Origin of the sequence: Streptomyces actinomycinicus, from assembly GCF_016741775.1 — a bacterium.
Classification (GTDB): domain Bacteria; phylum Actinomycetota; class Actinomycetes; order Streptomycetales; family Streptomycetaceae; genus Streptomyces; species Streptomyces actinomycinicus.
The window spans coordinates 19457-43221 of sequence record NZ_JAERRK010000022.1; the positions used below are offsets into that span (position 1 = coordinate 19457).

Below are 23765 nucleotides of genomic sequence, written 5' to 3' on the forward strand. Positions count from 1 at the left end.
GCCCCACCATCCACCGGACCAACCGGATCAACCGGGCGAACCGGAAGAACCGAGGGCCGGGAAACCGAGGGCAGAAGTCCGGGAAGCCGGAACCTGCGGGAAACCAGAGGCCGGAAAACCGGGGAGCCGTGCACCCTGGCGACCGGAGAGCCCAGGCGGCCTGCGCGGCCGAGTGGGCCGGTGGTGCCCCGGCGCCCGCCCCGCGCGCCGGGGAAACCCGGAGGCGCCTCAGCGAGCGGCGGATCCGCGGGGAGCCGGCGTCACGGGGACGCGATGGTCGCCACGACGGCGATGATCACGAAGATGGCGAGGAACGAGCCGAAGACGAGCAGCATCTTCTTCTGGCCGTTCTTCGGGTTCGGGTCGAGCACAGGCTGCATGGGCCCAGTCTCGCACCCCGCCTCCCCCTCCCCGGCCGCCGGGGGCGCCGCGCCGCGTCAGCGCGTCGCCTCGTCCTCCACGATGCGGTCGCGGCCCGCCAGGAAGCCGACCGCCATCTGCGGCACCATGAGGCCCGCCATCAGGGCGATCGGCAGGCCCCAGCCGCCGCTCTGCTGGTAGAGCACGCCGACCAGCAGCGGGCCGGGGATGGAGATGAGGTAGCCGGTGCTCTGCGCGAACGCGGACAGCTGGACGACGCCCCGACCGCTGCGGGCACGCATGCCCACCATCGTCAGCGCCAGCGGGAAGGCGCAGTTGGAGACGCCGAGCAGCAGTGCCCAGGCCCAGGCGCCGGCGGCCGGGGCGAAGTACAGGCCGGCGTATCCGGCGAGGCCGCAGGCGCCCAGGACCAGCACGATCGGGCCCTGGTGGGGCAGCCGCGTGGCGACCCGCGGGATCACGAAGGCGAGCGGCACGCCCATCACCATGGTGACGGCGAGCAGCACGCCCGCGGTGCCCGCCGGGACCCCGGCGTCGCGGAAGATCTGCGGCATCCACCCCATGGTGATGTAGGCGGCGGTCGCCTGGAGGCCGAAGAAGACGGCGAGGGCCCAGGCGGTGCGGCTGCGGGTGATGCGCAGCGGGGCCTGCGGTTCCGGCGTGGCGGTGGCCTCCTGCCGCTGGGCGGGTGCGGCGCCCCGGTCCCGTACGAGCGGCAGCCAGGGCAGGACGGCGGCCGCGGCGATGACCGCCCAGACGGCGAGACCGGACCGCCAGCTGCCGCCGAGCGCGTCGGTCAGCGGGACGGTGACCGCGGCGGCGAGGGAGGTGCCGAGGGCGAGGGCCATCGAGTACAGGCCGGTCATGGAGCCGACGCGGTCGGGGAACCAGCGCTTGACGATGACCGGCATCAAGACGTTGCTGACGGCGATGCCCATCAGGGCGAGCGCGCTGGCGGCCAGGAAGCCGGGCGTGCCGCCGAGGTACGGGCGTATCAGCAGGCCGGCGGTGATGGCGGCCATGCCGGCGCACACCACGGCGGCCGGCCCGAAGCGGCGGGCCAGGCGAGGCGCGGTGACGCCGAAGACGGCGAAGCACAGGGGCGGGACGGAGGTGAGGAGGCCGGCCACGCTGCCGCTCATGCCGAGCCCGTCGCGGACCTCTTCCAGGAGGGCGCCGAGGCTCGTGATGGCCGGGCGCAGGTTCAGCGCCGACAGCACGATGCCCACGACCACGAGCCGGGTCGCCCACGCGCGCGTGCGGCCTGTCGATGGGGTCGTCTCGGGCGTGCTCGCTGCGGTGGCCCTGCCGCGTTCGGTCGGTGACATCGCCGTACGGGTCTCCACTGTCCGGGTTTCCTCACTTGCCATGAGACCCATCATAGAATCATGGGATGATTGGCTGTCCATTCCCGGTGCGTCTCCGCCCCGGCCTCGCGTGCGAAGGTGTGCCATGCCCTTGAGCCACCCCCGTCGCTCGGCACTGTCCGAGCAGGTCATCGCAGAACTGCGCAACCAGATCACCTCCGGCGAGTGGCCGGTCGGCTCGCGCATTCCGACGGAACCGGAACTGGTCGATCAGCTCGGGGTCGCCCGCAACACCGTCCGGGAGGCGGTCCGGGCGCTCGCGCACAACGGTCTGCTGGACATCCGCCAGGGCTCGGGCACGTACGTGGTGGCCACGAGCGAGCTGGCCGGCGTGATGCACCGCCGGTTCGCCGGCGCCGACCCGCGGCACATCGCCGAGCTGCGTTCCACCCTGGAGTCGGCCGCGGCGAAGCTGGCCGCCGAGCGGCGCACCGAGAAGGACCTCAAACAGCTGGACGCGCAGCTGACCCGGCGCGAGGAGGCCTGGGAGGCCGGCGAGACGGAGGCGTTCGTCGCGGCCGACGCCACCTTCCACCTGGCCGTGGTGGCCGCGTCCCACAACGACGTGATGACCGCGCTGTACGCCGACCTGAGCGAGGTGCTGCGGGACTGGCTCCGCGCGGACGTCGGCGCGGAGCTGACCCCGGAGACGCACATGGACCACGCGCGCCTGGTGGACGCGATCCGCGCGGGGGACGCGGAGGCGGCGGCGGAGGAGGCCGCGAGCTACCCGTTCCTCTGCAACCCGGGGCGGTTCACCGCGCCTTCTGGTGGCTGACCCAGACGGACCCGATCTCCTTCCAGCACCGGCCGGTGAGCCGTACGGTCATGGCGGGCCCGGCGTCCACGGGGACGCTGTCGGTGTCGATGTCCCACCAGCGGGCGCACTCGATGTGCAGCCGGACGCGGTCGGTGTCGACATAGGGATTGTGGCAGTAGGTCACCACGTGCGAGCCCTGGACGGTGGTCCGGCACGAGGCGCCGAACCGGCTCGGTGCGGGCGGTTTGCCGGCGCTCGCGCGCGCGTGGGGCAGCGCGTCGTACGGCAGGGTCAGTACGAGGGCCAGGGCCACGGTCACCGGGGCCAGGCTGCGGGACAGGCGCACAAGGGGACCTCCTCGGCCGGGCTGCGGAGGGACGTGCCGGACGACGCGTAATCCAGGGTGCGCCGTCGCCGCCGGGACGGCCCGGCCGGTGAGCCGAACGGGTGACGGCCGCGCCGGCACCCCCGCGCCCACCCCCGTGCGCAGCGACCGCGCCGTGGGCGGCACGAACGGCGCAGCCCACGCCCGGGTAGGGCGACGCACGCCCCCGCGCACGGCCTCCACAACCCGCACCCTGGTACGGCGGCGCACACCGCCGCGTACGGCCGCAGCCGCGTCACCGGTACGGCGAAGGCCCGCACCCTTCGCGGGTGCGGGCCTTCGCCCGGCGTCGGGCGCGGTCGCGGAGGTCAGGCGCCGATGGCGTGCAGACCGCCGTCGACGTGGATGATCTCGCCCGTGGTCTTCGGGAACCAGTCGCTCAGCAGGGCGACGACACCGCGGCCGGCCGGCTCCGGGTCCTTCAGGTCCCACTCCAGCGGGGAGCGGGAGTCCCAGACGGAGGCCAGGTCGGCGAAGCCCGGGATGGACTTGGCGGCCATGGAGCCGATCGGGCCCGCCGAGATGAGGTTGCAGCGGATGTTCTGCTTGCCCAGGTCGCGCGCCATGTAGCGGCTGGTGGCCTCCAGGGCGGCCTTGGCCGGGCCCATCCAGTCGTACTGCGGCCAGGCGTACTGGGCGTCGAAGGTGAGGCCGACGACCGAGCCGCCGTTCTGCATCAGCGGCAGGCAGGCCATGGTCAGCGACTTCAGCGAGAACGCCGAGACGTGCATGGCGGTGGCCACCGACTCGAACGGGGTGTTGAGGAAGTTGCCGCCGAGCGCGTCCTGCGGCGCGAAGCCGATGGAGTGGACGATGCCGTCGAGGCCGCCCAGCTCCTCGCCGACGACGTCGGCCAGGCGCGCGAGGTGCTCCTCGTTCGTCACGTCCAGCTCGATGACCTTGGCCGGCTTCGGCAGCTTCTTGGCGATGCGCTCGGTCAGCGTCGGCCGCGGGAACGCGGTCAGGATGATCTCGGCGCCCTGCTCCTGGGCGAGCTTGGCGACGTGGAAGGCGATGGAGGACTCCATCAGCACACCCGTGACCAGGATGCGCTTGCCCTCGAGAATTCCGCTCATGGTGATCAGTGACCCATTCCCAGTCCGCCGTCAACGGGAATGACGGCTCCAGTGATGTACGAGGCTTCGTCCGAGGCGAGGAACCGCACGGTCGCGGCGATCTCCTCCGGCTGCGCGTAGCGGCCGAGCGGCACCTGCGAGACGATGTTCTGGCGCTGCTCGTCGGTGAGCGCCTGCGTCATGTCGGTGTCGACGAAGCCCGGCGCGACGACGTTGAAGGTGATGTTGCGCGAGCCCAGCTCCCGGGCGAGGGAGCGCGCGAAGCCGACCATGGCGGCCTTGGAGGCGGCGTAGTTCGCCTGCCCCGCCGAGCCGAGCAGACCGACGACCGACGAGATCAGGACGACCCGGCCCTTCTTGGCGCGCAGCATGCCGCGGTTGGCCCGCTTGACGACACGGAAGGTGCCGGTCAGGTTGGTGTCGACGACCGAGGTGAAGTCCTCCTCGGTCATGCGCATCAGGAGCTGGTCCTTGGTGACGCCGGCGTTGGCGACCAGGACCTCGACCGGACCGTGCTGGTCCTCGATCTCCTTGTAGGCCTGCTCCACCTGCTCCGAGTCGGTGATGTCGCACTTGACGGCCAGGAAGCCCGCGGGCGGCTCACCCGAGCGGTACGTGATCGCGACCTTGTCGCCGGCGTCGGCGAATGCGCGGGCGATGGCGAGGCCGATGCCCCGGTTGCCTCCGGTGACGAGAACCGAGCGGCTCAACGGATCACCCTTTCGATAGCGGTCTGACAGATCCGCCCGAACACCTGGATGACAGGCGGCTTCATCGAAAACCTATCGGTACCACCCCTGCCGCGGGCAATCGGGCACCGACAGTGGCGTGGGGGGTGTCGCTGTCGGATCCCTACAGAATCGGCCGGTCCCGGAACGAAAGATGTGGTCCGCCGGGCGGGTCCCGGGCCATGATCGGACGCGACAGGCCACGACAGCAGGGAGACCTCGGTGCCTCATTCGATCGACGATGCCTTCACGGCGCTTCCCCTACGGGCCCTCGCCGACGCCGCGCTGGCACGCGCGCGTGCGCTGGGGGCCGAGCACGCGGATTTCCGGCTGGAGCGGGTGCGCAGCGCGTCCTGGCGGCTGCGGGACGCCAAGCCCGCCGGGTCGTCGGACACCACCGACCTCGGGTACGCGGTGCGGGTCGTGCACGGGGGCACGTGGGGCTTCGCGTCGGGGGTGGATCTGACCATGGGCGCCGTCGCGCGGGTCGCCTCGCAGGCGGTGGCGATGGCCAAGCTGTCCGCGCAGGTCATCAAGGCGGCCGGGTCCGACGAGCGCGTGGAGCTGGCCGACGAGCCGGTGCATGCCGACCGGACGTGGATCTCGTCGTACGAGATCGATCCGTTCTCGGTGCCCGGCGAGGAGAAGGCCGCGCTGCTGGCGGACTGGAGCACGCGGCTGCTGGCCGCGCCGGGCGTCAGCCATGTCGACGCCTCGCTCCTCACGGTGCACGAGAACAAGTTCTACGCCGACACGGCCGGGACCGTGACCACGCAGCAGCGGGTACGGCTGCACCCGGAACTGACGGCCGTGTCCGTCGACGAGTCGAGCGGGGAGTTCGACTCGATGCGCACGATCGCGCCGCCGGCCGGGCGCGGCTGGGAGTACCTGACCGGCACCGGCTGGGACTGGGACGCCGAGCTGGAGCAGATCCCGGAACTGCTCGCCGAGAAGATGCGGGCGCCGAGCGTGCAGCCGGGGCTGTACGACCTGGTGGTCGACCCGTCCAACCTGTGGCTGACCATCCATGAGTCCATCGGCCACGCCACGGAGCTGGACCGCGCCCTCGGCTACGAGGCCGCGTACGCCGGCACCTCCTTCGCCACCTTCGACCAGCTCGGCAAGCTGAAGTACGGCTCGGAGCTGATGAACGTCACCGGCGACCGCACGGCCGAGCACGGCCTCGCCACCATCGGCTACGACGACGAGGGCGTCGAGGCGCAGTCCTGGGACCTGGTGAAGGACGGGACGCTGGTGGGCTACCAGCTGGACCGGCGGATCGCCCGGCTGACCGGGTTCGAGCGGTCCAACGGGTGCGCGTTCGCCGACTCGCCGGCTCATGTGCCGGTGCAGCGCATGGCCAACGTGTCCCTGCAGCCGGATCCGGCCGGGCTGTCCACCGAGGGCCTGATCGGGGGCGTCGACCGGGGCATCTACGTCGTCGGTGACCGCTCCTGGTCCATCGACATGCAGAGGTACAACTTCCAGTTCACCGGTCAGCGCTTCTTCAAGATCGAGAACGGGCGGATCGCGGGCCAGCTGAAGGACGTGGCCTACCAGGCGACGACCACCGACTTCTGGGGCTCCATGGCCGCCGTGGGAGGTCCGCAGACGTACGTCCTCGGGGGTGCCTTCAACTGCGGCAAGGCCCAGCCGGGCCAGGTGGCCGCCGTGTCGCACGGGTGCCCGTCCGCCCTCTTCAGGGGCGTCAACATTCTGAACACCACGCAGGAGGCCGGCCGATGAGCGCCCGCACCAACAAGCCGCACGAGGTCGTCGAGCAGGCCCTGGCGCTGTCCCGCGCCGACGGCTGCGTCGTCATCGCCGACGAGCACTCCACCGCCAACCTGCGCTGGGCCGGCAACGCGCTGACCACCAACGGCGTGACCCGCGGCCGTACGCTCACCGTCATCGCGACCGTGGACGGCAAGGAGGGCACCGCCTCCGGTGTCGTGTCCCGCTCGGCGGTCACCGCCGAGGACCTGGAACCGCTGGTGCGGGCCGCCGAGGCCGCCGCGCGCGGCGCGGGCCCCGCCGAGGACGCGCAGCCGCTGGTCGGCGGTGCCCCACAGTCGCCGGACTTCACGGACGCGCCGGCGGAGACGTCCTCGGCCGTGTTCGCCGACTTCGCCCCGGCACTCGGCGAGGCCTTCGCACGCGCGCGGGCGGGCGGGCGTGAGCTGTACGGCTTCGCCAACCACGAGCTGGTGTCGACGTACATCGGCACGTCCACGGGGCTGCGCCTGCGGCACGACCAGCCCACCGGCACGCTGGAGCTGAACGCCAAGTCGCCGGACCGCGTCCGCTCCGCCTGGGCCGGCCGGTCGACCCGGGACTTCAAGGACGTCGACCCGGGCGCGCTCGACGCCGAGCTGGCCGTACGGCTCGGCTGGGCCGAGCGGCGGGTCGAGCTGCCCGCCGGCCGCTACGAGACCCTGCTGCCGCCCACGGCCGTGGCGGACCTGCTGATCTACCAGCTGTGGTCGGCGTCGGGCCGGGACGCGGCCGAGGGCCGGACGGTGTTCTCCAGGCCCGGCGGGGGCACGCGCGTGGGCGAGAAGCTCTCCCGGCTGCCGCTCAGCCTGCGCAGCGACCCCCACGAGCCCGGTCTGGAGTGCCCGCCCTTCGTGGTCGCCCACTCATCGGGCGGCGACCAGTCCGTCTTCGACAACGGCCTGCCGACGCGCGCCACCGAGTGGATCGGCGAGGGCGTGCTCAAGCACCTGACCACCACCCGGCACAGCGCGGCCCTCACCGGACTGCCGGTCGCCCCGGTGCTCGGCAACCTGATCCTGGACGGCGGCGGCGACCGGTCCCTGGACGAGATGGTCGCGGACACCGGGCGCGGGCTGCTGCTGACCTGCCTGTGGTACATCCGCGAGGTCGATCCGGCGACCCTGCTGCTCACGGGCCTGACCCGGGACGGCGTCTACCTCGTCGAGAACGGCGAGGTGACCGGGCAGGTGAACAACTTCCGGTTCAACGAGTCGCCGGTGGACCTGCTGGGCCGGGCCACCGAGGCCGGGCGCACCGAGAAGACGCTGCCGCGCGAGTGGAGCGACTGGTTCACCCGGGCCGCGATGCCCGCGCTGCGGATCCCCGATTTCAACATGAGCTCTGTCAGTCAGGGCGTATAACCTCGTAGGCGGCTGTCACCCGACTGCCCGAAGATCACCAAGGAGACACGAGAACCGTGACGGACATCGTCGACGAGCTGAAGTGGCGTGGGCTCATCGCCCTCTCCACGGACGAGGACGCACTGCGCAAGGCGTTCGCGGACGGCCCCGTCACGTTCTATTGCGGCTTCGACCCGACCGCGCCCAGCCTGCACCTCGGCAACCTGGTGCAGATCCTGACGATGCGCCGCATCCAGGAGGCGGGGAACCGTCCGCTGGCGCTGGTCGGCGGTGCCACCGGACTCATCGGTGACCCGAAGCCCACGGCCGAGCGCACGCTGAACGCGCCGGAGGTGGTGGCCGGCTGGGTGGAGCGGCTGCGCGCCCAGATCGAGCCGCTGCTCCACTTCGAGGGGCCGAACGCCGCGCTGATGGTCAACAACCTGGACTGGACCCAGGGCCTGTCGGCCATCGAGTTCCTGCGGGACATCGGCAAGCACTTCCGGGTCAACAAGATGATCGCCAAGGAGGCCGTCTCCCGGCGGCTCAACTCCGACGCGGGCATCAGCTACACCGAGTTCAGCTACCAGATCCTGCAGGGCATGGACTTCCTGGAGCTGTACCGGCGGCACGGCTGCACGCTGCAGACCGGCGGCAGCGACCAGTGGGGCAACCTCACCTCGGGCACCGACCTGATCCACCGGGTCGCGCCGGAGGCCGTGGTGCACGCGCTGGGCACCCCGCTGATCACCAAGGCGGACGGCACCAAGTTCGGCAAGACCGAGTCCGGCACGGTGTGGCTCGACCCCGAGATGACCACGCCGTACGCGTTCTACCAGTTCTGGGTCAACGCGGACGACCGGGACGTCTCGAAGTTCCTGCGCATCTTCAGCTTCCGGTCCCGCGAGGAGATCGAGGAGCTGGAGCGGCAGACCGAGGAGCGTCCGCAGGCCCGTGCGGCGCAGCGCGCGCTCGCCGAGGAGCTGACGACGCTGGTGCACGGCGCCGGCCAGACGGCCGCGGTGATCGCCGCCTCCAAGGCGCTGTTCGGGCAGGGCGAGCTGTCGGAACTGGACGACAGGACGCTGGCGGCGGCGCTCTCCGAGGTGCCGCACGTCCAGGTCGCCGAGCTGGGCCCGGTGGTCGACCTGTTCGCCGAGGTCGGCCTGGTGGCCAGCAAGTCGGCCGCCCGGCGGACCGTGAAGGAGGGCGGGGCCTACGTGAACAACGTCAAGGTCACCGCGGAGGACTTCGTCACCTCCACCGAGCAGCTGCTGCACGGGCGGTGGCTGGTCCTGCGGCGCGGGAAGAAGAACCTGGCCGCCGTGGAGGTCACGGGCGCGTGAGCGTCGCGGGCGTGAGGGCATGACCTCGGCGCCGTGGGGACGTGAGGCGGCCTGAGTGCGGTAGCGGTGGCCTGAGTGCGGTAGACGTGGCTCGAGTGCTGCGGGGGCGTGGAGGCGGCACCGCGGTGCGGGCGTGGAGGCGGCGGCGCCGTCCCGGGCGTCGCACGCTTCGAGTACTCGGGCTGCTGCTGCTTGCTCACGCTTCGAGCGCTCAGGCCCGCTGCTGCTTACGCTTGCCCAGCGTCGCCATGTAGAGGGCGTCCACCGCGGCCACGATGATGATGGCGGCGACGAGCTGGAAGATGTGGCGGCTCCAGTCGATGCCCCGGGTCGCCTCCACGCCGACCGCGCGGGCGACCGCGTTGCCCACGATCGCGCCCAGCATGCCGCCGATCGTGGTCAGCCACAGGGGGCTGTGCTGCTTGCCCGGGATGATCGCTTTGGCGATGAGGCCCAGCACGAATCCCACGATGATCGCCCACAACCAGCCCATGGCTGCCTCCTCGTACGGCTCGACGTGAGCATTACGGCCAGTGTGGTTCCGTCCGCTGTACGGCGCATGTCGGGTTCCCCCGTACGCGGCACGGCCGGCGGCGTCGTCGCAGGCGGCGGGCGACCCGGTCTCGAACGCGGTGCGGGCGCGGCGTAACGTGGGACCTGTCCCGGGCCGGTTCCCCGCCGCCGTGGACAAGGGTGCGGGCCGGGGAGAGTCCGATGCGGGCGGATGGTGGGATCTGATGCGGAAACAGCACGGCGACAGCGGCCAGGTGTTCCGGATCACCGGAGCCCGGACCGGCCTGGCCGAGGACGTGCGGGGGCGGCAGCGGCGGTACGTGATCTCGATGTCGATCCGTACGGTGTCGGTGATCCTCGCCGCCTCGTTGTGGAACGTCGAGCGGCACGTGGCCGTCGTCGCGCTCGTGCTCGGTGCGGTCCTGCCCTACATCGCCGTGGTGATCGCCAACGCGGGCCGGGAGCGGCCGCCGTCCCTTCCGTCGACGTTCGTGACCGCGCCGGTGCGGCCGATGATCGCGCCGCCGCGGACCGAGGAGGAACGGGCGGAGTCCGCACGGGACCGTCAGGCGGAGGACGCGCCCACGAACCCGGCGGCCGGTGTGCGTGAGGAACGCCCCGGCCCGGTGTGAGCGCCGCTGCGCACAGCCCGTCGCAGAAGCGGAACGTCTCCACCCGTCAAGCTCAAGAAAAGCTCAGATCAATCCTGCTGTTCCAGTGCCGGGCGGTGGGGTACCCGTGACATACTGCGTACGCGCTCCGCATCCCCCGTCGGAGCGACGGACCGACGCCGGGCAGCTCCCCCCGTGGCTGCTCGGCGTCGCCTTGTTTGCGCCCGTTGTGTGAGACGAACGAGACGAAACCCGTGAGTGACGAGACCCCGATCTGCTCCGCCAAGGGCTGCCGCACCGCCGCCGTGTGGGTGCTGGCGTGGAACAACCCGAAGATCCACACGCCGGAGCGGCGCAAGACGTGGCTCGCCTGCGAGGAGCACCGCGAGCACCTGTCGCAGTTCCTCGGCGTGCGCGGGTTCCTGAAGGACGTGGTCCTGCTCACCGAGTGGCAGGAGCAGGAGCAGCGGGGCTGATCCCGGCGCCGGGGATCGGGTCCCGGCGTGCTTCGCCGGCTGCCGGAGGGGTTGCTCTCAGCCGCCGATGGCGGACATCGGCCGGTCCGGCTGGACGAACGCCGGGTCGTCCAGACCCGCTCCCGCCTTCTTGCCCCACATGGCCAGGCGCCAGATCCGGGCGATCTCCTCGTCCGGGGCGCCCGAACGCAGTGCCGCCCGCAGATCCGTCTCCTCCGTGGCGAACAGACAGGTCCGTATCTGGCCGTCGGCGGTGAGCCGGGTGCGGTCGCAGGCGGCGCAGAACGGGCGGGTGACCGAGGCGATCACGCCGACCCGGTGCGGGCCGCCGTCCACCAGCCAGCGCTCCGCCGGTGCGGAACCGCGCTCGTCGGCGCCCTCCGCGGTGAGTTCGAAGCGGGTGCGCAGGGAGGCGAGGATGTCCCCGGCGGTGACCATGCCCTCGCGCTTCCAGCCGTGCTGGGCGTCCAGGGGCATCTGCTCGATGAAGCGCAGCTCGTAGTCGTGCTCCACCGCCCAGGCCAGCAGGTCCGGGGCCTCGTCGTCGTTCAGGCCCGGCATCAGGACCGAGTTGACCTTCACCGGCGTGAGACCGGCCTCACGGGCGGCCTCGAGACCTTCGAGGACGTCCTTGTGACGGTCGCGGCGGGTCAGGGCCTTGAAGACGTCCGGGCGGAGGGTGTCCAGGGAGACGTTGACCCGGTCCAGGCCCGCCGCCTTCAGGGCCGTCGCGGTACGCCTGAGACCGATGCCGTTGGTGGTGAGGGACATCTGGGGGCGCGGTTCGAGGGCGGCGACGCGCTCGACGATGCCGGCCAGGCCCGGGCGCAGCAGGGGCTCACCGCCGGTGAAGCGGACCTCCTCGATGCCGAGTGTCCGGACCGCGATGTCGATCAGCCGGACGATCTCGTCGTCCGTGAGCAGATCGGGCTTGGCCAGCCACTGCAGACCCTCCTCGGGCATGCAGTACGTGCAGCGCAGATTGCACCGGTCGGTCAGCGAAACCCTCAGGTCGGTGGCCACGCGGCCATACGTGTCGATGAGCACTGGGCCCCCTCCCTCTCCGGATCACCGTTGTTCGTCCGTCACGGGTCCCCCCGTCACCCGCGAGCCTACGTGAGACCTCCGACAACAACAGCGTCCCGATCCCACGAGGTGAGACGCGGCCGCGTCGTAGGACCGTACAGTCCCGGACGACGCGGCCGTCCGTACGAAGCTCAGTGCGCTCCGGTACCGGTCAGGGACCGCACCTCCAGTTCGGCGTACTTGCCGGCGTCCGGGGTCTCCTTCGACAGCAGAGTGCCCACGACACCGAGCAGGAAGCCGACCGGGATGGAGATGATCCCGGGGTTCTCCAGCGGGAACCAGTGGAAGTCGGCCTCGGGGAACATCGACGTCGGCTTGCCGGAGACCACCGGCGAGAACAGCACCAGGCCGACCGCGGTGACCAGGCCGCCGTAGATCGACCACAGCGCGCCCGAGGTGGTGAACCGCTTCCAGAACAGGCTGTAGAGGATGGTCGGCAGGTTCGCCGAGGCCGCGACCGCGAAGGCGAGGGCCACCAGGCCGGCCACGTTCAGGTCGCGGGCCAGGGCGCCGAGCACGATCGAGACCGCGCCGATACCGACGGTGGCCCAGCGGGCCGCGCCGACCTCCTGCTTCTCGGTGGCCTGCCCCTTCTTGATGACGTTCGCGTAGATGTCGTGCGCGAAGGAGGAGGACGAGGCCAGGGTCAGGCCCGCGACGACCGCGAGGATCGTGGCGAAGGCGACCGCCGAGATGGTGGCGAGCAGGACGGCTCCCCAGTCGGAGTCGACGCCGCCCAGGTGCAGCGCCAGCAGCGGTGCAGCGGTGTTGCCCGCCTTGTTGGAGGCGATGATCTCGTCCGGTTTGATCAGTGCGGCGGCGCCGAAGCCGAGGGCGAGGGTCATCAGGTAGAAGGCGCCGATCAGGCCGATCGCCCAGATGACCGACTTACGGGCGGCCTTGGCCGTGGGGACCGTGTAGAAGCGGATCAGGATGTGCGGGAGGCCGGCGGTGCCCAGGACCAGGGCGATGCCGAGCGAGAGGAAGTCCAGCTTGGTGGTGCCGGTGGCGCCGTACTTCAGGCCCGGCTCCAGGAACGCCGAGCCCTTGGCGCTGTTGTCGGCGGCCGTGCCGAGCAGGTCGGAGACGTTGAAGTCGAACTTCAGCAGGACCAGGAAGGTCAGCAGCAGGGCGCCGATGATCAGGAGCACGGCCTTGACCATCTGCACCCACGTGGTGCCCTTCATGCCGCCGATGGTGACGTAGACGATCATCAGGACGCCGACGAGGGCGACGATGCCGATCTTGCCGCCGTCGCTGGTGATGCCGAGCAGCAGCGAGACGAGGACACCGGCGCCCGCCATCTGGGCCAGCAGGTAGAAGATCGAGACGACGATGGTGGAGGTGCCGGCGGCCGTCCGGACCGGGCGCTGGCGCATGCGGTAGGCCAGCACGTCGCCCATGGTGTAGCGGCCGGAGTTGCGCAGCGGCTCGGCGACCAGCAGGAGGGCGACGAGCCAGGCGACGAGGAAGCCGATGGAGTACAGGAAGCCGTCGTAGCCGAAGAGGGCGATGGCTCCGGCGATGCCGAGGAAGGACGCGGCGGACATGTAGTCGCCGGAGACGGCGAGGCCGTTCTGGAATCCGGTGAACTGCCGTCCGCCGGCGTAGAAGTCGGCGGCGTCCTTGGTCTGCCGGCCCGCCCAGACGGTGATGACGAGGGTCGCGGCGACGAACACGGCGAACAGGGTGATGATCAGCGTCCGGTGCTCACTCGCCTCGCCGGCGGCCAGCAGGGTGTGCTGCGTGACGCTCATGCTCCGCCCTCCATCCGGGACTTGATGGCCTCTGCCTTCGGGTCGAGCCGGGTGGCGGCACGTCGCGCGTACCACCAGGCGATGAGGAAGGTGGTGAGGAACTGGGCGAGGCCCAGGACGAGGGCCACGTTGATGTTGCCGGCCACCTTGGTGCCCATGAAGTCGCCCGCGTAGTTGGACAGCAGGACGTACAGCAGGTACCAGGCGATGAAGGCGACGGTCAGCGGGAAGGCGAAGGAGCGGTAGGAGCGGCGCAGTTCACCGAACTCCGCGCTCTGCTGCACCGCGGTGAACTCCTCGGTGGAGGGAAGTGGGGCCCCTGGTTTGGCGGGGGGCGGTGTCTCGGTGGCCACGAAGTCTCCTCGGGGGACGGACGTGCGCGTTTCTGACCTCACGTAAGCAGGGATCACGTTACCGGGAGTCAGAAGGTGACTCCCGTGTGTGATTCCGGGGCGCCCCGATCCTGCTGGGCCCCCTGACCACGGTCACGGCGCCACGCGCGGGGCGGTTCAAGTCGGTCGCGCGGTTTCGGGGCGGGAGCCGGCTTCTTTCGGGGCAAGTGCGCCGGACCCTTTCGGAGATCGGGCGCGGAAGATAGCTTCGGCCTGCACCACTCGTCATGTACCTGCCCGAGCACCACCTGTGTCCCGGGCGGTTTCGCATCCGGATGATGTGGAGATCCCATGGCTCATCTGCGCTCCAGACGCCGGCTCGCGCTGGCCGTACCGGTCGTGCTGTCGCTGACCGCCTCGCTCGGCTTCCTGTCGTCGCCGGTCTCGGCGTCGCCCGCCACCGGCCCGGCGGTACGGGCGGCGGACGGCCCGAATCTCGCCTACGTGGTCAACACCCGTGCGGATCACCGCACGATCGCGTACGTACAGCGCGAGATCGCACGCAACGGCGGCACGGTCGTGGCCCGTTACGACCGGATCGGCGTGATCGTCGTCCACTCCGCGAACCCGGAGTTCGGCGCGCGGATGCGCGCGGTCCGCGGCGTCGACTCGGCGGGCGCCACCCGCACCGCGCCGCTCAGCACGGCGGGGACGACGGACGAGGGCGCGGTACAGGTTCTGTCCAGGGCGGAGGCCGCGAAGGTCGCCCGGGGTGCGGCGGCGGGCGAGGAACCCCTCGAGGCCGACCAGTGGGACCTGCGGGCGATCGGCGCCGACAAGGCCGCGACGATCGATCCGGGCAGCCGGAGCGTCACCGTCGGTGTGATCGACACGGGCGTGGACGACACCCACCCCGACATCGCCCCGAACTTCTCCGCGTCCCAGTCGGCGAACTGTGTGAGCGGCAAGGCGGACACGACGTACGGCGCATGGCGGCCGGCGGATGCCGACCACTACCACGGCACGCATGTGGCGGGCGAGATAGCCGCGGCCCGCAACGGTACCGGCGTGGCGGGCGTGGCACCGGGGGTGAAGGTCTCGAGCATCACGGTGGCCCAGCCCGACTCCACCCAGCTGTTCTACCCGGAGAGCGTGGTCTGCGCGTTCGTCTTCGCCGCCGACCACGGTGTCGAGATCACCAACAACAGCTACTACGTCGACCCCTGGCTCTACAACTGCATGGACGACCCCGATCAACGTGCCATCGTTGACGCGGTCAACAGGGCCCAGCTGTACGCCCAGCGCAAGGGCACGCTCAATGTCGCCTCGGCGGGCAACTCCAACGACGACCTGGACTCGGACGCCCTCGTGGACGACTCCAGCCCCGACGACTCGACCGCCCACACGCGCACGGTCGACCCGCACAAGTGCTTCGACATACCGACCCAGCTGCCCGGTGTCGTGACCGTGAGCGCGGTGGGCGTGAAGGGCTCTAAGTCGTACTACTCCAGCTACGGCCAGGGCGTGGTCGACGTGGCCGGGCCGGGCGGCGACAAGTACCAGATCCCGGACACGCCGTCGAAGAACGGCCGCATCCTGTCCACGCTGCCGAACAACCAGTACGGCTTCCTGCAGGGCACCTCGATGGCCTCCCCGCACGTCGCCGCGGTGGCCGCGCTGCTCAAGTCGTCCCACCGGCACGCCACTCCGGCTCAGCTGCGGGCGTTGCTGAAGGCGCAGGCGGACAACCCCGGCTGCCCGAGCGGGCCGTACGACGGTGACGGCGACGGGGTCGTGGACGCGACCTGCGTCGGCGGCAAGCGGGTGAACGGCTTCTACGGCTTCGGCGTCGTCAACGCGTTGCGCGCGGTCGAATAGTACAAGCGGCAGTCGACGCTTCACTATGCAGTGTTGATTGAATCAATACTGCATAGTGAAGTCATGACTGCGATCAATGAAGCGTGGCGGGCGGTGGGCGGGGACCCCGCTCTCCTGCCGCGTGTCTCGGCCGTCCCACGCCCTGGCGCGCTCGGCGCACGGCTGCCGGTGCGGGAGCTGGCACGCGCGTGTGTCGGAGCCTGCGCGCTGGCCGGCGCCGAGCTGGGGGCGCGGCGGGCCGGCCTCTCCGCGGTACCGCAGGTCACGGTGGACGACGGTGCCGTGGCCGCCGCCTTCCACAGCGAGCGGCTGGTGCGGGTCGACGGGCGGGCCCCGGTGACCTTCGCGCCGCTGTCCCGGTTCTGGCGCACGGCGGACGGCTGGGTGCGCACCCACGCCAACTACCCCCACCACCGGGCCCGGTTGCTCGGCGCGCTCGGTCTGCCGCCGGAGGCCTCGGTGACGGAGGTCGCCGGCCGGCTCGCCGAGCGACCTGCCGTGGAGGTCGAGGAGGCGGTGTACGGCGCCGGCGGCCTCGCCGTTGCCCTGCGCACCCCGGCGGAGTGGCGGGCGCATCCGCAGGCCGCCGAGGTGACCGCACGGCCGCTGGTGGAGCACGAGCGACTGGACACGGCCCCCGCGCGCGTGCTGCCCCCGCCGGCCCGCGCTGCCGCTCCCCTGCTGCCCGCCGCCAGGCTGCGCGTGCTGGACCTGACCCGGGTCCTGGCCGGCCCGGTCGCCACCCGCACCCTGGCCCTGCTGGGCGCCGACGTGCTGCGCGTGGACTCCCCCGGGCTGCCGGAACTCGGGGACCAGCACGCCGACACGGGCTTCGGCAAACGGTCCGCCACGCTCGACCTGGCCGGCGGCCGGGACACCTTCGAGGAGCTGCTGAGCACGGCCGACGTGGTGGTCACCGGGTACCGGCCCGGTGCGCTGGACCGGTTCGGGCTCTCCCCGCGGGCCCTGGCGAAGCGGCGCCCCGGTCTGGTCGTGGCGCAGGTGTCGGCGTGGGGCGCGTACGGGCCGTGGGGTGGGCGGCGCGGCTTCGACAGCGTGGTCCAGGTGGCGACCGGCATCGCGGTCACCGAGGGCTCGGCCGAGCAGCCCGGCGCGCTGCCCGCGCAGGCCCTGGACCACGGCACCGGCTACCTGCTGGCGGCGGCCGTGCTGCGGGCGCTGACCGAGCAGTCGTACGAGGGCGGAAGCCGGCTGCTCCGGCTGGCGCTGGCCCGGACCGCGCACTGGCTGACGACGGGCGTCCGCGCGGAACCGGCCGGAAGTGCGCCGTACCCGGGGCCGGACGCCTGGCTGACCGAGACGGACAGCGGGTTCGGGCGGCTGCGGCACGCCCGGCCGCCCGTGTCCTTCACGGGCGGCCCCACGGCGTGGGCCCGCCCGCCGGTGCCGTGGGGGTCGGACCCGGCCGCGTGGCGGTGACGGCCTTGAGTCGGCCCCCGCCCCGGCCCCCGCCCCAGCTCTTGCCGCAGCCTTTGCCTCAGCCTCTGCCGCCGTTGGTCACCAGCACCTTGAGCGCCGTGCGCTCGTCCATCGCCTTGTAGCCGGCCGGTACGCCCTCGATGTCGACCGTCATGTCGAACACCGGCGAGGGGTCGATCGTGCCGTCGAGGACGTCGGGCAGCAGCTCCGGGATGTAGGCGCGGACCGGGGCGACACCGCCGCGCAGGGCGATGTTCCGGTCGAACATGACGCCGAGGTCCAGGCCGGTGCCGCTGCCGTGGGGGACGCCCACGAAACCGATGGCGCCTCCGTCGCGGGTGATGGCGACGGCCGTGCGCATGGACTGCTCGGTGCCGACCGCCTCCACGACGGAGTGGGCGCCCTGGCCGCGGGTCAGCTCGCGGACGGCCTCGACGGCCGCTTCCCCGCGCTCGGCGACGACGTCGGTGGCGCCGAACCGGCGTGCGATGTCGGTCCGCACCGTGTGCCGGCCCAGCGCGATGATCCGCTCGGCGCCCAGACGCTTGGCGGCCAGGACGGCGCACAGGCCGACGGCGCCGTCACCGACGACCGCGACCGTGGCGCCGGGCCGGGCTCCCGCACCGAGGGCCGCGTGGTGGCCGGTGCCGAGGACGTCGGAGAGGGTCAGCAGGGCGGACAGCAGGTGGTCGTCGGAAGCGGCCTCCTTGGGCAGCTGGACGAGGGTGCCGTCGGCGAACGGCACGCGGACGGCCTCGCCCTGGCCGCCGTCGTGGCCGACGGAGCCCCAGAAGCCGCCGTGCTCGCAGGACGTGGTCAGGCCCTCGCGGCAGTAGTCGCAGACACCGTCGGACCACATGAAGGGCGCGACCACCAGGTCCCCGCGCCTGACGGTGCCCACCTCGGAGCCGGTCTCCTCCACGACACCGAGGAACTCGTGACCGATGCGCTGCCCCGCCTCCCGGGCGGCCTCGCCGCGGTAGGCCCACAGGTCGCTGCCGCAGATGCAGGCGCGCAGCACGCGCACCACGGCGTCGGTGGGCAGCTGCACCACGGGCTCGGGCACATCCTCCACCCGCATGTCGTAAGGGGCGTGGATGGTGGTGGCGCGCATGGCGAAGGTCCTTCTCGTGCGGGGTCGTACCGGGCGCTCAGGGGTGGCGAGCGCACTTCAAGGTACGTCGCGGCCGACGCGGGCCGCGCGTCGAGGGCGCCCGGACCGGCGGCGAGGGCGCCCGGACCGGCAGGGGACGGCTCGATACCGAGGGCACCCGGACCGGCGGGGGACGGCTCGGCGGCGAGGGTGCCCGGACCGGCGGGGGACGGCCTGGCGGCCGGTTCACACCCCTGTCGCCCCCAGCAGAGTGCCCGCGGCGTAGGTGACGCCCATCGCGAGTGCGCCGCCCGCGACATTACGCACCACCGCGCGCCGCGGAGCGGCCGCGCCGAGCCGCGCGCTGCTCCAGCCGGTGAGCACGAGCGCGCCCAGCACCGATGCGACGGTGACCGGGAGCCGCCAGCCGGCCGGGGGCAGCACGATGGCCAGCAGGGGCAGCAGGGCGCCCACCGTGAAGGACAGGAAGCTCGCCCAGGCCGCGTTCCACGGGTTGGTCAGCTCGTCCGGGTCGATGCCCAGTTCCACGCGCGCGTGGGCCCTGAGCGCGTCCCGCGCGGTGAGCTGTTCGGCGGCCTCCCGGGCCACCTCGCGGGACAGGCCGCGTTCCGCCAGCAGCTCGGTCAGCTCCAGCAGTTCGGCCTCCGGCTGCTCGCGCAGCTCCCGTCTCTCCACGGCCAGCGCGGCCATCTCGGAGTCGCGCTGGGTGGAGACGGAGACGTACTCGCCGGCCGCCATGGACATCGACCCGGCGAGCAGGCCGGCCAGTCCGGCGGTGAGCAGCGCGGAGCGGCTCTGGGTCGCGCCGGCCACGCCGACGACCAGTCCCGCGGTGGAGACGATGCCGTCGTTCGCGCCCAGCACGGCTGCCCGCAGCCAGTTCAGCCGCGAGCCGAGCGCGCCCCCGTGGGCCTCGTCGTGGGTGGGTTCGGTCACACCCGGAATATGGCATCCCTTTCGCTCACAGGGGTGGTCCGACTCGTCAGCGCCGTCGTGCGGGCGCGTGCGGCTCCTCGGTCCCGCGCGAGCAGCGCCGGGGAGGGTGGTCCGGCCGGTCCGGGTTCAGGTGCGCGGTCTCACCACACCCGCACCGACGCCCCCCGTGCGAACACCGGGCTCGTCGCGTCGGCCGGGGGTTCCTCCAGGGGTTCGGCGACTTCCTCCACCGTGGGGCCCACCTTCGCCGCGATGGGGTCGAGGAGGCCGAGGTCGAAGCCGTAGACGCGGGCCGCGTTGCCGCCGAGCATGGCTGCCAGTTCCGCGCGCGGGACTCCCGCGCAGGCGAAGCGGAGGGCCTCGCGGGTGTAGGGGTGGGTGCCCTCGTCGTGCGGGTAGTCGCTGCCCCACATGATCTTGTCGATGCCGATGCGGTCACGCAGCGGAACCTCGTGGGGGCGCATGAAGCTGGCGCCGACGTAGCAGTTGTCCCGCCACACCCGGGAGGGTGCCTCGCCCATGCCCTCGGCGAGCCCGGCGCCGAACTTGGCCTCGGCGGTGTCCTGCTGCGCGGCCGCGGTGACCAGCCGGCCGTGGTAGTAGTCCAGCATGTCGAGGACCCCGGGGATCCAGCCGGAGCCCTGTTCGGTCAGGACGAGTCTCAGGCCGGGGTGGCGGCGGAAGGCGCCGCCGAAGACCAGGTGCCACAGGGCGCGGTGGGAGAACCAGGTCGTCTCGACCATGAAGACCGCGCGGGCGGCGGGTTCCTCGCCGAGCGGCGGGGACGCGGAGCCGGCGTGGTGGTTGACGGGCAGGCCGAGTTCGGCGCAGGCGGCCCAGATCGGGTCGTAGGTCCGTGAGTACAGCTCGGGCAGGCCCGAGCCGGGTGGGGTCCCGGGCAGCATCAGGCCGCCCTTGAGGCCCGCGGCGGCGGCCCGGCGGATCTCCTTGACGGCCTCCTGGACGTCGCCCAGCAGGATCTGGAAGACGCCCGCCCGGCGTCCTGGGGCGGCGGCGCAGAAGTCCGCGAGCCAGCGGTTGTGGGCACGCAGGCCGGCCCAGCGCCGCTGGAAGTCCTCGGCACCGGGCGGCGGGGCCATGAGGGAGCCGGACGGGAAGAACGGCGGGATGGTGTTCGGGAAGATCACCTCGGCGACGATGCCGTCCGCCTCCATCTCCGCGAGGCGCCGCTCGGAGTTCCAGTTGCGGTCGGCGGAGTCGGCGAGCAGGTCCTCGTAGGGGTTGACGTAGGTGGCGGCCCAGGCGTCGAAGTCGTCGTGGTAGCGCTTCTCCAGGTACGGCCGGTAGTCGAGCAGGTCGGCGCCGGCGTGGCAGTCGGCCGAGATCACGGTGTAGCGGTCCGTCACCGGTTCACCTCCGGGAGGGGGAAGTCGCGGTCGGGTCCGAGGAGCGGGAAGTCGTTCTCCGTCAGCCAGTGCCGGCCGATCTCGCGGGAGCGCGCCCAGGCGGCTTCCACGGCCGGCTGGCCGGCCGGCTGGCCGAGGTCGGCGGGGGTGGGGCCGATACGGCGGGCGAGCGGTGCGAGCCTGCCGGTGTCGAAGCCGAAGACCTCGGCCGCGGCGAGACCCAGCATGCGGCGGGTCTCGGTGACGGGGATGTCGTGGAAGGTGCGGCGCAGCCACGCGCGCGTGTCGGGCCAGGTGCCCTCGGGGTGCGGGAAGTCGCTGCCCCAGAGGATGTTGTCGACCCCGATCTCGTAGCGCTGGGCGAGTTCGCGCCGCTTGGTGTTGGTGGCGCAGACGAACACCTGCCGGTCCAGGTACGCGTGCGGCGGGCGGGTCAGTTCGGCGAACGGGGAGAGCTTCTTGCCGCCGTGCGCGCCGAGGTACAGGCGGTCCATGAACCACAGCAGGTTCGGCAGCCACCAGCAGCCCGACTCGGCGATGCCGAAGCGCAGTCCGGGGTGGCGTTCGAAGACGCCGGACCAGAGCAGGAACCACAGCGGCCGGGCCGGCCACCAGGTGACCTCGGAGACGTAGATGCCGAGGTGGTCGCCGTACTCGTGGCGCGGGGCGGCGCCGGAGTGGGTGAGCACGGGCATCGCGCACTCGGCCGCGGCCGCCCACACGGGGTCGTAGCGGCGGTCGTGGTACGGCTCCTTGCCGGCCCACATCGCCGGGATCATCAGGGCGCCGAGGCCGGAGTCCTTCGCCCGGTGGATCTCGGCGACGACCCGGTCGACGGGTGCCGTGACGGGCAGCAGGGCGACCCCGCAGTGGCGTTCGGGGTGCTCGGACACGAACTCCGCCAGCCAGCGGTTGTGCGCCCGCGCGCCGGCCATGCCGAGTTCCGGGTCCTGGTCGCCGGAGAGGCCGAGCCCCACGCCGAAGGGCGCGGCGGTCCGGCTGTCCACGGCGTCGGCGTCCGGGAAGACGACCTCGGCGGCCACCCCGTCGCCGTCCAGTTCCTTCAGCCGCTGCGCGGGGTCCCAGCCGCCGCGCAGGCCCTCCTCGTTGTCGCGGAACCACCGGTCGGCGAACGCCTCGTTGCGGACGCCGAGCCGGGTCATCTCCTCGCGGCGCCGGTCGCGGCCCGCGAGGAACTCGTCGAAGTCCCGGTGGAAGCGGGACTCCAGGTAGGGCCGGTACTGCTCGGTGGGCAGTCCGGCATGGCAGTCGGAGGAGATGATCAGGTAGGGGTCCTGGCCGGCCACGTCAGCCTCCCGGTCAGTCGAGTATGAAGCTTTCGAGGTACGTCGGGTTCGCGCGGTCCAGCATCGAGCCGGCCCGCGCGCGGATCCGGTCGTCACCGGCCTCGCTCGCCGGCAGCAGCCAGAAGCGGTCGGCGCGGATGCCCTCCGCCACCAGCTCGGCGACCTCCTCGACGGGTGTGAAGCGGACCTCCTGGCCCGCCTCGCGCATCGCCGCCTCCCACTGGTCGAGGCTGCGGTACGGCGTCCTGCGGGGCCGCTGCTTGGCGTAGCGGGCGGGGCGGTTGCGGTGCGACTCCCACAGGCCGGTGCGCAGCATGTGCGGGCCGGGGAAGAGCACCGAGGCGCCCACGCGCGCGTGCTCCGCCCTGAGGTGGGCGTACAGGGACTCGGTCATGGTGACGACGGCCGCCTTGGTGACGGCGTACACGGAGGCGGTCGGCAGCGGGGCGACACCGCCGTCGGCGGAGGATGTGTTGACCACATGGCCGGGTTGACCCGACTCGATCATCCTGGGCACGAACGCCTGGATGCCGTGGAAGACGCCCCACACGTTGACGGCGAAGGCCCACTTCCAGTCGTTCGGGTCGTGTTCCCACATGCGGCCCTCGGCGCCGGAACCGACGCCCGCGTTGTTGCACAGCACGTGCACGGCGCCGTAGGTGTCGTACGTCGCCTCGGCCAGCTCGAGGACCTGTTCGCGCACGCCGACGTCGACCACCCGCGCGTGCACGTCGGCGCCCTCCGCGCGCAGGTCCGCCGCGGCCTTGTCCAGCGCCGTCTCCTCGACGTCGGCGAGGACGACCTTCAGTCCCCCGGCCGCGAACCGCCGGGCCATCGCGAGCCCGATCCCGCTCGCCGCCCCGGTGACGACGGCGACCTGTCCCGCCCGCAGTTCCACGGTCACTCCACTCCTCGGTTCGTCGGGGCCGGCCTGGCCTCCGGCCGGTGGTCCGGGGGCCGTGCCCCGGGCGGGGCCGGCATCACGCGCTTCCCCCGGGCGGCGCGTCGAGGACCTGGAGGGGGTCGTCGTAGCGCTGGTGGAGGTACGGGAGCAGGGCCTGCGGGTCGACGCGTTCCACGACCCGGCCGCGCTGGTCGCTGGTCTTCTCGCCGACGGTGATCTCCAGGAGCCGCCGTACCGGGAGGTCGGCGACGGGGTCGTACATCGACTCACGCAGGACGACGTCGCCGCCGACCCGTTCCAGCCGGCGCACCTTCTCGTGCCGTACGCAGTGCACCAGCACGGGGTCGGTGTCGAAGCCGGAACCGTCCACCGCCGGCAGGAACTTGAAGTAGAAGTCGGTCTTGCGGGACGGCTCCGGCAGGGGCAGGTCGCCGCTCACCGCCCCGCGCACCTCCACGAAGGCAATGCCGTGCCGGGCCAGCGACGCCCGGACGACGAGGCCGTCGCGCTCGACGGTGACCTCGCCGAGCTTCTTGGGCTCCCCGAAGACCTCACGGCCGCCGGTGAGGGCGCGCTCGTGGGTCATGGGCATCACCAGCGGGTACCAGCCGTCGACCTCGCCGTGGGCGGCGGAGACCGCGACGGAGCCCGCGCCGAGCGGGTACCCGGGCAGCTCGACCTTGCTGATGTTCACCCGTACCAGGGGTCGTGCGGCGGGCTTGAGCGGGGGTGGCAGGACCGCCGCGACCGCGTCCGGGTCGGTCTCCCAGACGGCCATCACGCCGGTGGACCAGACGGCGGGGAGCCGTGCGCTCGCGGTGCGCGTGGCGGCGATCTCCTGCCCGGTCCGTGCGCCGTACCGTACGCGTGCCATGTCCGTACCGC

At 72.2% G+C, this 23765-nt stretch carries 23 protein-coding genes; 8 read left to right on the top strand and 15 right to left on the bottom strand.

The genetic code is table 11. The features are described 5' to 3' along the window. Positions 1 to 260: 260 nt before the first annotated feature. Entirely contained in the window at positions 261 to 380 is a 120-nt protein-coding gene (locus JK359_RS39990) for an SGM_5486 family transporter-associated protein (RefSeq protein WP_094374424.1), read from the bottom strand. Between the two features lie 57 nt (positions 381 to 437). Then, positions 438 to 1751, bottom strand: coding sequence for a CynX/NimT family MFS transporter (locus tag JK359_RS30995; protein WP_372445508.1), 1314 nt, complete (start codon positions 1749 to 1751; stop codon positions 438 to 440). A gap of 82 nt (positions 1752 to 1833) precedes the next feature. Here JK359_RS30995 and JK359_RS31000 point away from each other — a divergent pair, with 82 nt between their 5' ends. Then, positions 1834 to 2526, top strand: coding sequence for a FadR/GntR family transcriptional regulator (locus JK359_RS31000; RefSeq protein WP_201842644.1), 693 nt, complete (start codon positions 1834 to 1836; stop codon positions 2524 to 2526). On the opposite strand, the gene JK359_RS31005 is transcribed toward JK359_RS31000, so the two are convergent. The 3 genes from JK359_RS31005 to fabG all read right to left on the bottom strand — a co-directional run bounded on the left by JK359_RS31005 (position 2504) and on the right by fabG (position 4679). Continuing rightward, positions 2504 to 2854 carry a hypothetical protein gene (locus JK359_RS31005; protein ID WP_201842646.1) on the bottom strand — a complete coding sequence of 117 codons (351 nt, stop codon included), beginning with the start codon at positions 2852 to 2854 and terminating at the stop codon, positions 2504 to 2506. The genes JK359_RS31000 and JK359_RS31005 overlap by 23 nt on opposite strands. 347 nt (positions 2855 to 3201) lie before the next feature. Continuing rightward, complete coding sequence (gene fabI, locus JK359_RS31010; RefSeq protein ID WP_201842648.1) at positions 3202 to 3969, bottom strand: enoyl-ACP reductase FabI; 768 nt, start codon at positions 3967 to 3969, stop codon at positions 3202 to 3204. Positions 3970 to 3974: 5 nt separating this feature from the next. Then, complete coding sequence (fabG, locus tag JK359_RS31015; RefSeq protein WP_201842650.1) at positions 3975 to 4679, bottom strand: 3-oxoacyl-[acyl-carrier-protein] reductase; 705 nt, start codon at positions 4677 to 4679, stop codon at positions 3975 to 3977. Positions 4680 to 4919: 240 nt separating this feature from the next. On the opposite strand from fabG, the gene JK359_RS31020 reads away from it, so the two are divergent. From JK359_RS31020 to tyrS, 3 genes are read left to right on the top strand one after another with little or no spacing between them, the layout of a single operon-like run. Beyond that, positions 4920 to 6443: a TldD/PmbA family protein gene (locus tag JK359_RS31020; protein ID WP_201842652.1), complete on the top strand. Its 1524-nt coding sequence runs from the start codon at positions 4920 to 4922 to the stop codon at positions 6441 to 6443. Continuing rightward, positions 6440 to 7834: a TldD/PmbA family protein gene (locus JK359_RS31025; RefSeq protein WP_201842654.1), complete on the top strand. Its 1395-nt coding sequence runs from the start codon at positions 6440 to 6442 to the stop codon at positions 7832 to 7834. The genes JK359_RS31020 and JK359_RS31025 overlap by 4 nt, the downstream gene beginning before the upstream one ends. 56 nt (positions 7835 to 7890) lie before the next feature. Beyond that, complete coding sequence (tyrS, locus tag JK359_RS31030) at positions 7891 to 9159, top strand: tyrosine--tRNA ligase (RefSeq protein WP_201842655.1); 1269 nt, start codon at positions 7891 to 7893, stop codon at positions 9157 to 9159. A 211-nt stretch (positions 9160 to 9370) separates the two neighbouring features. Here tyrS and JK359_RS31035 read toward each other — a convergent pair whose 3' ends face one another. Beyond that, positions 9371 to 9652, bottom strand: coding sequence for a GlsB/YeaQ/YmgE family stress response membrane protein (locus JK359_RS31035; RefSeq protein WP_201842658.1), 282 nt, complete (start codon positions 9650 to 9652; stop codon positions 9371 to 9373). A 244-nt stretch (positions 9653 to 9896) separates the two neighbouring features. Here JK359_RS31035 and JK359_RS31040 point away from each other — a divergent pair, with 244 nt between their 5' ends. Both JK359_RS31040 and JK359_RS31045 read left to right on the top strand, forming a co-directional pair. Beyond that, the gene (locus JK359_RS31040) at positions 9897 to 10304 is read left to right on the top strand and encodes a DUF3099 domain-containing protein (protein ID WP_201842660.1); all 408 of its coding nucleotides are present in this window, start codon (positions 9897 to 9899) and stop codon (positions 10302 to 10304) included. Positions 10305 to 10537: 233 nt separating this feature from the next. After that, positions 10538 to 10759 (top strand): hypothetical protein, encoded by a 222-nt coding sequence (locus JK359_RS31045; protein ID WP_201842662.1) that lies wholly within the window; start codon positions 10538 to 10540, stop codon positions 10757 to 10759. A gap of 57 nt (positions 10760 to 10816) precedes the next feature. Here the strand turns inward: JK359_RS31045 and moaA are convergent, their stop codons facing one another. The 3 genes from moaA to JK359_RS31060 all read right to left on the bottom strand — a co-directional run bounded on the left by moaA (position 10817) and on the right by JK359_RS31060 (position 13955). After that, on the bottom strand, positions 10817 to 11806 hold the full coding sequence (gene moaA / locus JK359_RS31050; protein ID WP_201842664.1) for a GTP 3',8-cyclase MoaA: 990 nt from the start codon (positions 11804 to 11806) through the stop codon (positions 10817 to 10819). Positions 11807 to 11976: 170 nt separating this feature from the next. Further along, positions 11977 to 13602 (bottom strand): monocarboxylic acid transporter, encoded by a 1626-nt coding sequence (locus tag JK359_RS31055; RefSeq protein WP_201842666.1) that lies wholly within the window; start codon positions 13600 to 13602, stop codon positions 11977 to 11979. After that, positions 13599 to 13955, bottom strand: a complete 357-nt coding sequence (locus tag JK359_RS31060; RefSeq protein WP_201842668.1) for a DUF485 domain-containing protein — start codon at positions 13953 to 13955, stop codon at positions 13599 to 13601. The genes JK359_RS31055 and JK359_RS31060 overlap by 4 nt, the downstream gene beginning before the upstream one ends. 330 nt (positions 13956 to 14285) lie before the next feature. On the opposite strand from JK359_RS31060, the gene JK359_RS31065 reads away from it, so the two are divergent. Next, entirely contained in the window at positions 14286 to 15812 is a 1527-nt protein-coding gene (locus JK359_RS31065; protein ID WP_201842669.1) for a S8 family peptidase, read from the top strand. A gap of 63 nt (positions 15813 to 15875) precedes the next feature. After that, a complete protein-coding gene (locus JK359_RS31070; protein WP_201842671.1) occupies positions 15876 to 17252 on the top strand; it encodes a CoA transferase in 1377 nt (458 codons plus the stop codon). A gap of 58 nt (positions 17253 to 17310) precedes the next feature. On the opposite strand, the gene JK359_RS31075 is transcribed toward JK359_RS31070, so the two are convergent. From JK359_RS31075 to JK359_RS31100, 6 genes are all read right to left on the bottom strand, one after another. After that, on the bottom strand, positions 17311 to 18366 hold the full coding sequence (locus tag JK359_RS31075) for a zinc-dependent alcohol dehydrogenase family protein (RefSeq protein WP_201842673.1): 1056 nt from the start codon (positions 18364 to 18366) through the stop codon (positions 17311 to 17313). Between the two features lie 225 nt (positions 18367 to 18591). Beyond that, a complete protein-coding gene (locus JK359_RS31080) occupies positions 18592 to 19302 on the bottom strand; it encodes a VIT1/CCC1 transporter family protein (RefSeq protein WP_201842675.1) in 711 nt (236 codons plus the stop codon). Between the two features lie 140 nt (positions 19303 to 19442). Continuing rightward, positions 19443 to 20669, bottom strand: coding sequence for an amidohydrolase family protein (locus JK359_RS31085; protein ID WP_201842677.1), 1227 nt, complete (start codon positions 20667 to 20669; stop codon positions 19443 to 19445). After that, positions 20666 to 21976, bottom strand: a complete 1311-nt coding sequence (locus JK359_RS31090; protein ID WP_201842678.1) for an amidohydrolase family protein — start codon at positions 21974 to 21976, stop codon at positions 20666 to 20668. Before JK359_RS31090 ends, JK359_RS31085 begins: the two co-directional genes overlap by 4 nt. Before the next feature lie 13 nt (positions 21977 to 21989). Further along, complete coding sequence (locus JK359_RS31095; RefSeq protein ID WP_201842932.1) at positions 21990 to 22874, bottom strand: SDR family NAD(P)-dependent oxidoreductase; 885 nt, start codon at positions 22872 to 22874, stop codon at positions 21990 to 21992. Positions 22875 to 22956: 82 nt separating this feature from the next. After that, on the bottom strand, positions 22957 to 23754 hold the full coding sequence (locus JK359_RS31100) for an acetoacetate decarboxylase family protein (protein ID WP_201842934.1): 798 nt from the start codon (positions 23752 to 23754) through the stop codon (positions 22957 to 22959). Between the last annotated feature and the right edge of the window lie 11 nt (positions 23755 to 23765).